Below are 14964 nucleotides of genomic sequence, written 5' to 3' on the forward strand. Positions count from 1 at the left end.
TCTCGCCGCTCGATTGCGGCCGCAGCCGCAAGCTGAGCCGCAGCCTGTCCGCACGACTTTTCTGCACCGTGTACGCCGCCGCCACGTGTATCGGCGCCGACCACGTCATCACGCCGCGGACACCTGCCGCCCGGCTGCACGGGCGGGGGTCCCACTAGATCGCTTACTGGCTCAAATAAACAAACTTGCCGTTCCTGATCACGCCCATCACGCTCGCGCGCTGATCCAACCCCACGTGATCCTTCGGGCTCGTGTTGACCACGCCGTTCGGCACGACCAGTTCATGCGCATGTTCCAGCTCGTCACGCAGCGCCGTACGAAACGCCGGCGTGCCCGGCTGCGCCGTCTTCAGCGCACGGGCCACGGCATCCTGCAAGCGCGGATACACACCCGCCGCGTCGCCCGCGAACTGCGTCACGCTGCCCGGGCCGTACTTCGCCTCATATTCGTTCGTGAAGGCGAGCGCCGCTTTCTTCGCCGGATGATCGGCCGGCAGCGTGCGCGCCACCACGACCGGCTGGGTCGGGAACAGCGTGCCTTCCACGTCCTTGCCGCCGAGCTTGATGAATTCGGGCGTGGCGATGCCGTGCGTCTGATAGATCGGGCCTTTGAAGCCGCGCTCGATCAGCGTGCGTTGCGGCAGCACCGTCGGCGTGCCGGCGCCCGCGATCAGGATTGCGTCGGGCTTGGCGGCCATCAGCTTCAGGATCTGGCCGGTCACGCTCGCGTCGGTGCGGTTATAGCGCTCGGTGGCGACCAGCTGGATATGGCGCAGCGCCGCGAACTTGCTGAACTCGTTGAGCCAGCTTTCGCCGTAGCCGTCCGCGAAACCGATGAAACCCACCGTCTTCACGTTGTGGTTCGACATGTAGCGCGTCATCACGTCGGCCATCGCGCTGTCGGTCTGCGCCATCTTGTAGGCCCACACCTTCTTGCCTTCCTGCGGCTCGACCACGCTCGCCGAGCCGATCAGGGTGATCATCGGCGTCTGGCTCTCGGCGACCGGATCGAGCGCGGCCATGGCCGCCGGCGTGATGTTCGGGCCGACGATCACGTCCACGTGGTCTTCGTTGATCAGCTTGCGGATGTTGCGCACGGCGGCGCCCGGGTCGGAGGCGTCGTCGAGGAAAATGTAGTCGGCTTTCTGGCCGGCGATGGTGGCGGGCCACATCAGCATCGCATTCTTGCTGGTGATGCCGATCACGGCCGCCGGGCCGGTGCTCGACAGGTCGATGCCGACTTTGATGTCGGCGTGGGCAGCGGTGGCGAGCAGGAGCGCGCCAAAACCTAAAGCGGCGGTGAGGCCGCTGAATTTTTTCTTATACGACGTCATCAAAAGGTCTCCGTGGCAAGAAGCGGTGGTGATATCAAAGTTCGTAGGTTTCGTGTTCGCCCTTGAGCGCCTGCTCGATCAGCTTGCGGTTCATGCTCGGCGACAGCAGTTCGACGAGCGTATACACATAGCTGCGCAAATAGGCACCCTGTTTCAGCGCGACCCGTGTCACGTTGCTGCCGAACAGGTGCCCGACCGGCATGGCGCGCAAATGACGGTCGCGCTCGGCGTTGAACGCGATATCCGCCATGATGCCGACGCCCAGACCCAGTTCCACATAGGTCTTGATCACGTCGGCGTCGATCGCCTCCAGCACGATGTCCGGATGCAGACCGCGCAGGCGGAACGCCTCGTTGATCTTGGTGCGGCCGGCGAACGCGTTGTCGTAGGTGATAAGCGGATACTGGGTCAGATCATCCAGCGACAAAAGTTTGCGGTCGAGCAGCGGATGATCCGGCTGCATGACGGCCACGTGGTGCCACTGGAAACACGGCAGAGAGACCAGTTCCTTATAGTTGGAGATCGCCTCGGTGGCGATGCAGAGATCGGCCTGGTCGTGGATCACCATTTCGGCGACCTGGGTCGGGCTGCCTTGCAGAATCGAAAGGTGGACCTTGGGAAAGCGCTTCTTGAATTCGGCGATCGCGGCGGGCAGCGAATAGCGCGCCTGAGTGTGGGTGGCGGCGATCACCAGATTGCCCTGATCCTGCGCCGCGTAATCTTTACCGACCCGTTTGAGGCTCTCGACTTCCTGCAGAATCTTCTCAACCGACTGAAGAATGATGCGCCCCGGCTCGGTCAGCGAGCGCACCCGCTTGCCGTGTCGTGTGAAGATTTCGACGCCGAGCTCGTCCTCCAGCTCGATGATCGCCTTCGAAACGCCTGGCTGGCTTGTAAACAGGGCCTTCGCGGCTTCTGTCAGGTTGAAATTCTGCCGCACTGCCTCACGGACGAAGCGGAACTGGTGTAGGTTCATATATAACCCCTCCGCATATCAAAAGAATTTTTTAGTCGTTTGAAATATAAGGCGAGTTTATTACGATCTGTCCATCTTTTTCAATATGGATATCTGTATTTGTCATAAGCAAATGAGCGATGGGTCTAAACGTTCATCTGCGGCTGCTGACAAAGAGAGGTATTCAAGGCGTGGCGGAACCGGACCGCTGCGTATCACTGCAAAAATTGGGGTCCCCGAATGTACCAATACGATCAGTACGACCAGACCATCGTCGATGAACGGGTCGCGCAGTACGCCGATCAGGTTCGCCGCCGCTTGTCGGGCGAATTGAGCGAAGAGGAGTTTCGTCCGCTGCGCCTGCAGAACGGCCTGTATATGCAGCGTCACGCGTACATGCACCGCATCGCGATTCCGTACGGCAACCTGCGCAGCGACCAGATGCGCGTGCTTGCGCAGATCGCGCGCGAGCATGACCGCGGTTACGGCCACTTCTCGACGCGTTCGAACATCCAGTACAACTGGATCAAGCTCGAAGAAACGCCGGAAATCCTGCGCAAGCTCGCCGCGGTGCAGATGCACGGCATCCAGACCTCGGGCAACTGTATCCGCAACATCACCGCCGACCAGTTCGCCGGCGTGGCGCCGGATGAAGTGGTCGATCCGCGTCCGTGGGCCGAAATCCTGCGTCAATGGTCGACGTTCCACCCCGAATTCGCGTGGCTGCCGCGCAAGTTCAAGATCGCCGTGTCCGGTTCGAAAGAAGACCGCGCTGCCGTGCAGATTCACGACATGGGCGTGTATCTGAAGAAGAACGAGCAGGGCGAACTGGTGGTCGACATTCTGGCCGGCGGCGGCATGGGCCGCACGCCGATCATCGGCGCGATCATCCGCAAGGATCTGCCTTGGCAGCATCTGCTGACGTATTGCGAAGCCGTGCTGCGTGTGTATAACCGCTACGGCCGTCGCGACAATATGTACAAGGCGCGCATCAAGATTCTCGTGAAGGCGTTGAGCCCGGAGAAGTTCTCGGCGCAAGTCGAAGAAGAATGGCAGCACCTGAAGGACGGTCCTTCGACGCTTACGCAAGCCGAAGTGGATCGCGTGTCGCAATACTTCCAGCCGCCGGTCTATGAAAAGCTCGCGGATACGGACGCTTCGTACGAAAAGCATCTGCTGGAAAACCGCGCGTTCGCCCGTTGGGTCGAACGTAACGTGCGTCCGCACAAGGTGGCGGGCTATTCGTCCGTCACCCTGTCTCTGAAGCCGACCACGATCGCCCCCGGCGATGCAACGGACGCGCAGATGGAAGCGGTCGCTGATTGGGCCGACGAGTACTCGCTCGGCGAAATCCGCGTGTCGCACGAACAGAACCTGATTCTGGCCAACGTCAAGAAGCGCGACCTGTTCGCGCTGTGGGAAAAGGCCAAGGCGCAAGGTTTCGCGACGCCGAACATCGGTTTGCTGACCGACATCATCGCGTGCCCGGGCGGCGACTTCTGCTCGCTCGCGAATGCGAAGTCGATTCCGATCGCGCTGGCCATTCAGGAGCGTTTCAACGATCTGGACTACGTGTACGACCTGGGCGACGTGTCGCTGAACATCTCGGGCTGTATCAATGCGTGCGGTCACCACCACATCGGCAACATCGGCATTCTGGGCGTCGATAAGGACGGCTCGGAGTGGTATCAGGTGACGCTCGGCGGCGAGCAGGGTACGGGCGCCACCGGCGCGCACCTCGGCCGCGTGATCGGCCCGTCGTTCTCGGCGGAAGAAATGCCGGACGTGATGAGCAAGGTGATCGATACGTTCGTGGAAAACCGTCACGAAGGCGAGCGCTTCATCGAAACGTATAACCGCATCGGCATCACCCCGTTCAAGGAACGTGTGTACGCCTCGCGTCAACCGGCTCACGCGTAACCGCGAAAAGGATACTGAACAGATGGCTTCTATCATCAAGAATCGCGCGATCGTCAACGATGACTGGACGGTCGTGCGCCCGGCGGAAGACGGCACGCTGCCCGCGGTGAACGAATTGCCCGCAGGCAAGGTGCTGGTGCCGCTCGCGTTGTGGCAGGCTCAGCGTGATGCACTGAGCGCTTCGCGCAGTGCCGCTGAAATCGGCGTGTGGCTCGCGCCGGACAGCGAGCCGGCGGATATCGTCGCCGACTTCGACAAGATCGCGCTGATCGGCGTGGATTTTCCGGTGTTTCGCGACGGCCGCGGCTATAGCATTGGCCGCCTGCTGCGCGAGCGTTACGGCTACAAGGGCGAACTGCGCGCGATCGGCGACGTGCTGCGCGATCAGCTCGCGTTCATGTTCCGTTGCGGCTTCGACGCTTACGCGCTGCGCGCCGATAAAGACTTCGACGACGCGCTCAAGGCGTTCGACGAATTCAGCTTCAACTACCAGGGCGCGGTGAATTCGTCGCCGCTGTTCCGCCGCCGCGAAGCGGGCGAATTGGCGAAGGCGTCGGCATGAGCGAAGTCCAAGCCCTCACGCCGGAACTCGCCGCGAAGGTCGAGCGCCTCGATGCGCTGCTCGATTCGATCGCCGCGCGTCACGCGAACGTCAAGCTCGCCAGCAGCCTCGCAGCGGAAGACATGCTGCTCACGCACGCGATCCTGTCGCGTGGCGTGAAGATCGGCATCTTCTCGCTGAACACGGGCCGTTTGCATGCGGAAACGCTGGGCATGCTCGATCGTGTGAAAGAGCGCTACGGTTACGACATCGAACAGTTTCATCCGCAAGCCGCCGCGGTTGAGGAATACATCGGCTCGCACGGACTGAACGCGTTTTATGAAAGCGTCGATCTGCGCAAGCGCTGCTGCGAAATCCGCAAGGTCGAGCCGTTGAACCGCGCGCTGTCGGATGTCAGCGCATGGGTCACGGGCCAGCGCCGCGAGCAGTCGGTCACGCGTGCCGAGTTGCATGCGGAAGAGCACGACGCCGCGCGCAATATCGCCAAGTTCAATCCGCTGACCGACTGGACCGAGGCCGAAGTGTGGGCCTACCTGAAAGCGTTCGACGTGCCGGTCAATCCGCTGCATGCGCGTGGCTACCCGAGCATCGGCTGCGAGCCGTGTACGCGCGCCGTGCGTCCCGGCGAAGATAGCCGGGCAGGGCGCTGGTGGTGGGAGTCGCGCGATACGAAGGAATGCGGACTGCACATCACGACGATTACGCCGATCGCGGTCGAGCGTGGCGCGGACGCCCAGGCCTGAAGTTTCAGCGAACGGGCCTTGGCTTTTGGCCCGCACGCCGCACATATCGATTTGAATACTTGCGCTTCGGCGAGCAACCGCTCGCCGGGCGAATCAACGAAGGACCCAAACATGAGCACCACGCTCGATTCCACTGTCAATGCACCGCTCGCCAACACGGCAGACCGGATGGATCACCTCGATTGGCTCGAAGCCGAGTCGATTCACATCCTGCGCGAACTGGTTGCCGAGTGCAGCAAGCCCGCGCTGCTGTTTTCGGGCGGCAAGGATTCGGTCGTGGTGCTGCACCTCGCGCTGAAGGCCTTCGGCATCGGCGCGAATCGCAAGACCGTGCTGCCGTTTCCGCTCGTGCATATCGACACCGGTCACAACTATGAGGAAGTGATCGACTTCCGCGATCGTCGTGCGAAAGAGATCGGCGCTGAACTCGTGGTGGGTCACGTTGAAGAGTCGATCAAGCGCGGCACGGTGCGTCTGCGTCGTGAAACGGATTCGCGCAACGCCGCGCAAGCCGTGACGCTGCTCGAAACCATCGAACAGTATGGCTACACCGCGCTGATCGGCGGCGCGCGCCGCGACGAAGAAAAGGCGCGTGCGAAAGAACGGATCTTTTCGTTCCGCGACGAGTTCGGCCAGTGGGATCCGAAGGCGCAGCGCCCGGAACTGTGGAGCCTGTATAACGCGCGTCTGCATAACGGCGAACACCTGCGCGTGTTCCCAATTTCGAACTGGACTGAACTCGACGTGTGGCAGTACATCGCCCGTGAAAAGCTCGAACTGCCGTCGATCTACTATGCGCATCAGCGCGAGATCGTGCGCCGCAATGGTCTGCTCGTGCCCGTCACGCCGCTTACGCCGATGCGTGAAGGCGAAGTCAGCGAATCCGCGCTGGTGCGTTTCCGTACCGTCGGCGATATCAGCTGCACGTGCCCGGTGGAAAGCGATGCGGATGATCTCGAGAAGATCATCGCCGAAACGGCCGTGACCGAAATCACGGAACGCGGCGCGACGCGGATGGACGATCAGGTCTCCGAAGCCGCGATGGAACAGCGTAAGAAGCAAGGTTATTTCTAAGCACACGACGAGGGTAAAGTAATCATGAGCGGTATTCACCAACCAGAAGACCTCGGCGTGCTGCGTTTCATCACTGCGGGCAGCGTCGACGACGGCAAGAGCACGTTGATCGGCCGCCTGCTGTACGACAGCAAGGCCGTATTGAGCGATCAACTCTCGGCACTGTCGCGCGCAAAGAATAAGCGCACCGTTGGCGACGAAATCGACCTGTCGCTGCTGACGGACGGCCTCGAAGCCGAACGCGAGCAGGGCATCACGATCGATGTCGCGTACCGTTACTTCGCGACGGCGAAGCGCAAGTTCATCATTGCCGACACGCCGGGTCACGAGCAGTACACGCGCAATATGGTGACGGGTGCATCGACCGCGCACGCGGCGATCATTCTGGTCGACGCAACGCGCGTGACGTTTGTGGACGGCGTCGCGCAATTGCTGCCGCAAACCAAGCGTCATAGCGCGATCGTCAAGCTGCTGGGTTTGCAGCACGCGATCGTCGCGATCAACAAGATGGACCTGGTCGAATACAGCGAGCAGCGCTTCAACGAGATTCGCGACGCATATGTCGAACTCGCGCGTCAACTCGGCTTGAACGATGTGCGCTTCGTGCCGGTGTCGGCGCTCAAGGGCGACAACATCGTGACGGCGAGCGAAAGCATGCCGTGGTACGCGGGCGAACCGCTGCTGGACCTGCTCGAAGCGCTGCCGGTCGAAGTACCGACGGGCCAGGCGCTGCGTTTCCCGGTGCAATGGGTGGCGCGCCAGGACGGCAGCCAGGCCGACGATTTCCGCGGCTACATGGGCCGTGTGGAAGCCGGCGAAGTGAAGCTTGGCGATACGATCGTCGTGTTGCCGGCTAATCGGGAAGCGACGGTGGCTGAAATCATCGCGCCGGTGCCGGGCGGCACGGCAGCGGTGGACCGCGCGTTTGCCGGTCAAACGGTGACGATTCGTCTGGCGGAAGACGTCGACGTGTCGCGCGGCGACACCTTCGTGCTGCGTGAAGCGGCGCCGGAGCCAGCGAAGAAACTGGAAGCCGACCTCTGCTGGTTCGACGACACGCCGCTGTCGACGCAACGCAAGTATCTGTTGAAGCAGACCACCAACACGGTGTTTGCGCGGATCGGTGCGATCAAGGAAGTGCTCGACGTGCATACGCTGTCGCAGGCGACCGATCGCAAGGAACTGACGATGAACGATATCGGCCGTGTGGCGCTGACGTTGCAGAAGCCGTTGGTGTGCGACGTGTACGACTCGCATCAGGGCACGGGTGCGTTCGTGCTGATCGATGAGGCGACGCATCACACCGTTGCGGCTGGGATGATTCGGGCGTTTTCAGCTTAAGCGCTTGGCACGTCACTGCGTCGTGCTGGCGACCTAACGGACAGGTTTAGGCAAATGGGTAAGGTTTATCTGATCGGCGCAGGGCCGGGTGCTGCGGACCTGATTACGGTGCGTGGCGCGCGGCTGCTCGGTTTGGCCGATGTCGTGCTGCATGATGCGCTGGTCGAGCCGGCTATGTTGGACTATGCGCCTTCGCATGCGCGGCGGATTGCTGTTGGGAAGCGTTGTGGGCAGTTGTCGACCGCGCAGCAGTTCATCAATAAGCAGATTGTGGATGCGGCGTTGGAGCATGACGTGGTGGTGCGCCTCAAAGGCGGGGATCCGATGTTGTTCGGGCGCGCTGATGAGGAAATGCGGGCGCTTGAGGCTGCGGGAATCGAGTATGAGGTTGTGCCCGGGATTACGGCTGCTCTCGCGAGTGCTGCTTCTTTGAGGCGGTCGCTGACGTTGCGGGGTGTGTCGCGCAGCGTTGCGTTGGCTACTTTTAGTCGGGCGCCTGGGTCTGAGGAGATTCGCGAGCAGGTTAATGCGGATTCTCTGGTGTTTTATATGGGCCGGGATAGTGGGGTTGAGATTGCGCAGCAGTTGATTGAGGCTGGGCGGTCTGTTGCCACGCCTGTGGCTATTGTTGAGGCTTGTTCTACTGCTCGTGAGCGGATGCTTTTTCTTACTCTTGAAGAACTGGCCGCCGGCGATGCGCAGAAGTGGGTCGATGCTTCGCAGCCTAGTTTGCTGATGATTGGCGAGGCTTTCGCTGCGCGGCAGGGTGCGGTGGTTCGCTCCGCGGATGGGTTGTTGGTCGCGGCTTGAGGTTCTTCGGTTCTTCTTCTCTTGGCTATTTTTGCTGCTGGCTTGCGGTGTTGGCCTTTCCTTCATTTCTTAGTGGTCTATTAGCGTTGCCCCTGTGCGGGGCGGCACCTACTTTTCTTTGCCGGCCGCAAAGAAAAGTAGGCAAAAGAAAGCGGCTCACACCGCTAGCTCATAAGTGGGTCCCCCGCGCAGTCGCGGTAGTGGTGCATCTGGAATCTGGGTTCTCGCACATTACGCGCTCGTGACGCAGCAGTCATTCTTCCGGCGGCGCTGCGCGCGCCGTCGCGGTCGCTCGGCAAACCTTTGCTTCATCGTTCTCCGCCGTCGCTTCCGCGCTCCTCATCTTCGCTTTCCACATACCACTTCTGTAGTAGCACTTTTACTTTGTTGCAGCGTTTTAGCTGCATCACGGACGTTCTGATAAATGACTAGTCCCAATTTCGCTGACGTTTCCTCGGCGCTGTAGTTTTGCATTCGAGGAACGTTTGGGAAATTTCAGAATCGGTGATACCTCGCTCTTTTTAGCTCGCGCAGGTAATCACTCGCGAAACAATACGGCTTAAACTCAATTCACCGTCAAAACAACGATGGTCAGGCTTGGCAGCCTGCGCCCCACGCGCGTACGCCCGCTCACGCGGGTAGTACGTTCGGTTCTGCGCGACCTCCTACAATGGGCGGGCCGTGATAGGGAGATCTTCGGATCTGCTGGATTGCTGTGGGCCAGTCTGCCAACCGTGTCACTGTGCCCGCTCACCACCTTGCAGCGCGTGTCGGGCGCTCCAGATAAGTTTCAGGGAGATCGCGCCATGAGTAAATCCGTCAAGCATTCACGCACCACGTCGCGCCCACCCGTTGATGCACTTCATACGAAAAACTAGCCTTATCCGCATTCGGACTGGTTGAACGGCAGCTAGGCCAACTGGACAAACTGGTCACGCTTGCGGCTTCGATAGTTAGGAATCCGGCTATAACGCGAGAAGAAAGACACCGACGGCAGAGATTGCTGGAAGTGCTGGTGGACACCGTTGAGGACTACCAACGCGAAGTCGAGAATGACCGTGAGTTATACCAGGTGATCGCGCTCGATGCGAAGGGCATTCCGCAAAGCCGCATTACTGCGCGCCACGCGACGGACCTTCTGGATAAGGCGACGCGGACAGCAACAGATAGCCGTGAACGTACGGGCGCGAAGAGAGTGATGGCGAATGGGCAGGTGCGATTTAAAACGGTCACGCGTCGTACTGCGACGGCACACTGACAACGGCTTACGGCTTACGGCTTACGGCTTACGGCTTACGGCTTACGGCTTACGGCTTACGGCTTACGGCTTACGGCTTACGGCTTACGGCTTACGGCTTACGGTTCGCGGCTCACGACTCGCGGCTCACGACTCGGAACTCGAAACTCTGAACGAAGCGCGGGTCACAAATGTGAGGTAAGGCGCAGCGTATGCGCCTGAAGTGTTCGAGGTACCTGCTCAACGGCGTCAGCGCTGGCAAGCGAACGTTAGCTGATACTGCGTCAACGCTTTTCGCCGCGACCCCGCTTAGTACCGGAGACAAATGGTGGCGACCGGAGGTTTTCAACGGCAACTCGCCGAGGCGAAGCCGACGGCCCCCACCACGCCAAGAAAATCCAGGGGGGTGAGCAAACCCTTCCGACGAGCGCGGAGCGTGAGGCGGGAAGAATGAGCGCCTTGTCACGAAGGTGGAGTGTGCGAGGGCGCAGATTCCAGATGCACCACTGGCGCGGCTGCGCGAGAGACCCGCTTAAGAATTAGCGGTGTGAGCCGCTTTCTTTTGCCTACTTTTCTTTGCGGCAGGCAAAGAAAAGTAGGTGCCGCCCCGCACAGGGGCAACACTAATAGACCACTAACAAAGCAAGGAAAGGCCAACGCCCCAGGGAGGGGCAAGAAGCCAAAAAAACCAATCAAACCTGCCGAAGGCAATACTGAGCCACAGCATCCAAAACGGCCTCATCTTCACCCACAGCAACAGCGCATTTAATGAGAACAGAAGGATGCAACGCCTGGCATTGCTCAATGACAAGAGGCAGATCTTTCCTGACATGCCCCCCTTGCCCAAAAAACACCGGCACAACGGTAACCACATCACAGCCCTGAGCGACAAGCTCACCCAAAGCCGTAGGCAAATCCGGCTCCATCAACTCGAGAAACGCCAACGCCACAGGCCGTGCGCCAGCAGAAGCCTCCCGCAACTTGACAGCCAACCGCTCAAACGGCTCCCGCCACCGCACATCCCTCGCGCCATGCCCAAACAGAACGATACCGTGCATAGCCATAGCAACCGCTCCTAATGCCGATCAACCCACTTCAACCCAACCAACCCAAGCACGAGATAAACCAACCCAGGCGTAGCCGCAGTCAAAGGCGCAGGCCAGGTATTCAACGTGCCGATATGCGAGAACAACGTGTTGAACAGCTGAAAACTCATCCCCAGCATGATCCCGCCGAAAACCTTCATCCCGACGACACCCGCCCGCGTATGCAGATACGCAAACGGCAACGACAAAACCAGCATCACGAATACGGCAAACGGATACAACAGCTTGCGCCACAACGCAATTTCATACCGCTGCGTATCCTGATGATTCTCGGTCAAATGCTGGATATACCGGAACAGATTGAACATCGACATCCGATCCGGCGACACCAGCAGCACCGACAGAATCTGCGGCGTCAATTCCGAACGCAGCGAATACTCCGGCACCGCAACTTCCTTCGCACGATAAACCGGATTCAACGCGTCGGCCGGCGTCCCCGGAGGAGGGGGCACATCAATCAATTGCGTATCGGTCACGCCAGCCAACTGCCAATGCCCCGGCGGCTGATACTTGCCACTTTTCGCGGTCCGCACATTGGAGAGCCGGAATTTCGAATCGAATTCGTAGATGCGCACATTGCTGATCGTCGCATCCGGCTTCAATTCGCCGACGTTTACGAACCGCGTGACCTGCTCGCCATCCGCGCGCGCCGTCAGCGTATCTTTCACCCACACGCCCGACTCGAAATTACTCGACACCGAAGACCCCAACGCCTCGAGCCGCACACGCTCCGACAACTGATCCGTGTACGGACCAACCACTTCGCCGATCAGATAAGTCAGCAAAACCAGCGGAATGCCAATCTTCAGCAGCGAGCGCAGCGACTGATTCGTCGCAAGCCCGGACACACGAAAAATCGTGTACTCCGAATTCGCCGCCATCTGCGCAAACACATAGATCGCGCTGATCAACGCGGCGACCGGAATGATTTCGTAGAAACGCGACGGCGTCTGCAACGCGACCCGCAACACGGCGTACTGAAACTTGTAGTTGCCGTGCCCGACCGAATTCAATTCGTTGATCAGGTCGAAGAAAAAGAACAGACCCGAAAACGCAAACAGAATAAAGATGAACGTGAGATAGATCTGACGCGCGAAGTACCTTTCATAGATGCGCATCGGTCAGGCTCCCTGCGAACGGCTGAACATTGCCCGCGTGAATAGCGGCCGGTTGCGCACGCGCAGCCAGAAAATGAACGCGACGATCGCCGCGACGATCACATGCAGGCCGACCAGCCCGACTGGGAACGACATCTTGCCCTGCTCGATCCACGACTGCACCACGTTCAACAGATTCGAATACGTCAGATAGATGAGCACCGCCATCACCAGATTGATGGTGCGGCTGCGCCGCGGGTTCTGGTGCGCGAGCGGAATGGCGAGCAGCATCAGGTTGAGTGCAATCAGCGGCAGCCCCGCGCGCCACGCGAACTCGGCGAGATTGTCGTTGGTGGGATTGCGCAGCAGCGTCAGCGTAGGCGTGCCGGTGGTGCTCGGCGTATTGACGACCGGCTGGCTCTGGATCTTCACGCCGTAGCGCTCGAATTCCATGATCCGGAAATCGGGCTGGCCCGGTTGTCCGTCATAACGGCGGCCATTTTCCAGCACGACGAAGCGATCGCCGTTCTTACGCGTTTCCGTATGGCCGGTCTTCGACACGACCACGTTGACCTTGCCGTTCTCCGTGCTGGTCACGAACACGTTTTCCACACGCGCCTGATCGGGCGACATCTTCTCGATGAAGAACACGCGGTGGCTCGTGGCCGATTCGCGGAACTGACCCGGCGCGAGCAGCGAGACCTCGTCGCGTTGCTGGAAGCGCGCGCGGATCAGCTTGCTCTGCTGGTTCGACCACGGCCAGCCGACGAACACGAAGAAACAGATGAGGATGATGATCGGCGTGGCAAAAATACCGATCGGCTTGATGAATTGCGTCAGACTGACACCCGAAGAGAGCCACACGACCATCTCGGAGTCTTTGTACCAACGGGTCAGGACGAACAGGATCGACACGAACAGGGTCGCGACGAGCATGATCGCCAGGTAGCCGATCACGGTCAGGCCGATCAGGACCAGCACGTCGCGCGGGTCGATCTCGCCCGAGGCCGCGAAGCCGACGATGCGGATCATCATCGTCGTCAGCACGAGCGTGAGGAGAACCATGAACACGGCACCAGCCGTATACGCGAGTTCGCGCTGGAGGGAGCGTTCGAAGATCATTATTGATGATGAGAGGGGGCGCTCTCAGTGGCGCACGGGTTGCTTCCCGTCACACCTCCGGTGCAGCCGCCGCGGGAAAAATAGCGGATAATTGCGGCTTTCATCCTAAGCCCAGATTTTATCCGAGGACAAGCGCGATGGACTTTAGCATAAAAGCCTGTGATTGGACCAAAGGCTCGTCAAACGGTTTCCTGACTGGAAAATCCGATTGCATCGTAATCGGTGTGTTCGAGTCGCAAACCCTCTCGGGCGCGGCTCTCGAGATCGACGCGGCCACCAAGGGCCTGTTGACCCGCATCATCAAGGCCGGCGACATGGACGGCAAGGCCGGCACCACGCTGTTCCTGCACGAAGTGTCGGGCATCGGCGCTTCCCGCGTGCTGCTGGTCGGCCTCGGCAAGCAGGACGCTTTCAACCAGAAAGCCTACGGTGACGCCGCACGGGCCGCCTGGCGCGCGCTCTTGTCCACCAAGATCGTCCAGGTCACCTTCACGCTGGCGCAACTGCCCATCCTCGAGCGTTCGGCGGATTGGGCGGTGCGCGCCGCGATCCTCGCGCTGCGCGAGCTGACCTACAAGTTCACGCAGATGAAGAGCAAGCCGGACACGTCGGCGCGTGCGCTGAAGCGCATCGTCTTCAGCGTCAACACCGGCGACGAAAAGGCCGCCAAGCTGGCCGCGAAGCAGGGCGCGGCGCTGGCCAACGGCATGGACTTGACGCGCGACCTCGGCAACCTGCCTAGCAACGTCTGCACGCCGACCTACCTCGCCAACACCGCGAAGAAGCTCGCCAAAGACTGGAAGCTGAAGGTCGAAGTGCTGGGCGAAAAGCAGTGTGAAGCGCTCAAGATGGGCTCGTTCCTGTCGGTCACGGCCGGCTCGGTGGAACCGGCGCAGTTCATCGTGCTGCAGTACCAGGGCGGCGCCGCGAAAGCCGCGCCGGTGGTGCTGGTGGGCAAGGGCGTGACGTTCGACACGGGCGGCATTTCGCTCAAGCCGGGCGAAGGCATGGACGAGATGAAGTACGACATGTGCGGCGCCGGTTCGGTGCTGGGCACGTTGCGCGCCGTCGCCGAAATGGGCTTGAAAATCAACGTGGTGGGCATCATTCCGGCGGTGGAGAACATGCCGTCGGCTACGGCCACCAAGCCGGGCGACATCGTCACCAGCATGAAGGGCCTGACGATCGAAGTGCTGAACACGGACGCCGAAGGCCGCCTGATCCTGTGCGACGCGCTCACCTATGCGGAGCGCTTCAAGCCGGCGGCGGTGATCGACATCGCCACGCTCACGGGTGCCTGCATCATCGCGCTCGGTCACCACAACAGCGGCCTGTTCTCGAAAGACGACGCACTGGCGGGCGAGTTGCTCGACGCCTCGCGTGAAGCGTTGGACCCGGCTTGGCGCATGCCCCTCGACGACGAGTATCAGGACCAGCTCAAGTCGAACTTCGCGGATCTGGCCAACATCGGCGGCCGTCCGGCGGGCAGCGTGACGGCGGCATGCTTCCTGTCGCGCTTCACCGAAGCCTATCCGTGGGCGCACCTGGACATCGCGGGTACGGCATGGAAGAGCGGTGCGGCGAAGGGCGCAACGGGCCGTCCGGTGCCGTTGCTGGCGCAGTTCTTGATCGATCGGGCCGCGGACGGTCGCGCCGCGCAATGA

12 protein-coding genes and 1 pseudogene are annotated in these 14964 nt (G+C 60.6%); 8 read left to right on the forward strand and 5 right to left on the reverse strand.

Annotated features, from left to right (window positions below; all coding sequences use genetic code 11):
- Window positions 1-163: 163 nt before the first annotated feature.
- Both P0D68_RS05560 and P0D68_RS05565 read right to left on the reverse strand, forming a co-directional pair.
- Entirely contained in the window at window positions 164-1333 is a 1170-nt protein-coding gene (locus tag P0D68_RS05560) for an ABC transporter substrate-binding protein (RefSeq protein ID WP_408299231.1), read from the reverse strand.
- Window positions 1334-1367: 34 nt separating this feature from the next.
- On the reverse strand, window positions 1368-2309 hold the full coding sequence (locus tag P0D68_RS05565; protein ID WP_091796464.1) for a CysB family HTH-type transcriptional regulator: 942 nt from the start codon (window positions 2307-2309) through the stop codon (window positions 1368-1370).
- Between the two features lie 219 nt (window positions 2310-2528).
- Between P0D68_RS05565 and P0D68_RS05570 the strand changes: the two genes are divergently transcribed.
- The 7 genes and pseudogenes from P0D68_RS05570 to P0D68_RS05600 all read left to right on the forward strand — a co-directional run bounded on the left by P0D68_RS05570 (window position 2529) and on the right by P0D68_RS05600 (window position 9996).
- Entirely contained in the window at window positions 2529-4208 is a 1680-nt protein-coding gene (locus tag P0D68_RS05570; protein ID WP_408299233.1) for a nitrite/sulfite reductase, read from the forward strand.
- Window positions 4209-4230: 22 nt separating this feature from the next.
- Window positions 4231-4770: a DUF934 domain-containing protein gene (locus P0D68_RS05575; protein WP_408299235.1), complete on the forward strand. Its 540-nt coding sequence runs from the start codon at window positions 4231-4233 to the stop codon at window positions 4768-4770.
- Window positions 4767-5513 carry a phosphoadenylyl-sulfate reductase gene (locus tag P0D68_RS05580; RefSeq protein WP_165184922.1) on the forward strand — a complete coding sequence of 249 codons (747 nt, stop codon included), beginning with the start codon at window positions 4767-4769 and terminating at the stop codon, window positions 5511-5513. Before P0D68_RS05575 ends, P0D68_RS05580 begins: the two co-directional genes overlap by 4 nt.
- A 111-nt stretch (window positions 5514-5624) precedes the next feature.
- Window positions 5625-6587 (forward strand): sulfate adenylyltransferase subunit CysD, encoded by a 963-nt coding sequence (gene cysD, locus P0D68_RS05585; protein WP_408187630.1) that lies wholly within the window; start codon window positions 5625-5627, stop codon window positions 6585-6587.
- A gap of 24 nt (window positions 6588-6611) precedes the next feature.
- A complete protein-coding gene (locus tag P0D68_RS05590) occupies window positions 6612-7928 on the forward strand; it encodes a sulfate adenylyltransferase subunit 1 (RefSeq protein ID WP_408299238.1) in 1317 nt (438 codons plus the stop codon).
- Between the two features lie 54 nt (window positions 7929-7982).
- A complete protein-coding gene (cobA, locus tag P0D68_RS05595) occupies window positions 7983-8738 on the forward strand; it encodes a uroporphyrinogen-III C-methyltransferase (RefSeq protein ID WP_408299240.1) in 756 nt (251 codons plus the stop codon).
- Between the two features lie 806 nt (window positions 8739-9544).
- Window positions 9545-9996: pseudogene (locus P0D68_RS05600) on the forward strand (hypothetical protein).
- Between the two features lie 671 nt (window positions 9997-10667).
- On the opposite strand, the gene P0D68_RS05605 reads toward P0D68_RS05600, so the two are convergent.
- Genes P0D68_RS05605 through lptF form a run of 3 tightly spaced genes read right to left on the reverse strand, consistent with a single transcriptional unit; the run spans window position 10668 to window position 13300 of the window.
- Entirely contained in the window at window positions 10668-11039 is a 372-nt protein-coding gene (locus P0D68_RS05605; RefSeq protein ID WP_011487121.1) for a sirohydrochlorin chelatase, read from the reverse strand.
- An 11-nt stretch (window positions 11040-11050) separates the two neighbouring features.
- Window positions 11051-12199 (reverse strand): LPS export ABC transporter permease LptG, encoded by a 1149-nt coding sequence (gene lptG / locus P0D68_RS05610; protein ID WP_408299242.1) that lies wholly within the window; start codon window positions 12197-12199, stop codon window positions 11051-11053.
- Between the two features lie 3 nt (window positions 12200-12202).
- The gene (gene lptF / locus P0D68_RS05615; protein ID WP_091796452.1) at window positions 12203-13300 is read right to left on the reverse strand and encodes an LPS export ABC transporter permease LptF; all 1098 of its coding nucleotides are present in this window, start codon (window positions 13298-13300) and stop codon (window positions 12203-12205) included.
- Window positions 13301-13437: 137 nt separating this feature from the next.
- Here lptF and P0D68_RS05620 point away from each other — a divergent pair, with 137 nt between their 5' ends.
- A complete protein-coding gene (locus P0D68_RS05620; protein ID WP_091796451.1) occupies window positions 13438-14964 on the forward strand; it encodes a leucyl aminopeptidase in 1527 nt (508 codons plus the stop codon).

This window comes from Paraburkholderia sp. RL17-380-BIE-A (assembly GCF_046028085.1).
In the GTDB taxonomy this organism is placed as follows: Bacteria; Pseudomonadota; Gammaproteobacteria; order Burkholderiales; family Burkholderiaceae; genus Paraburkholderia.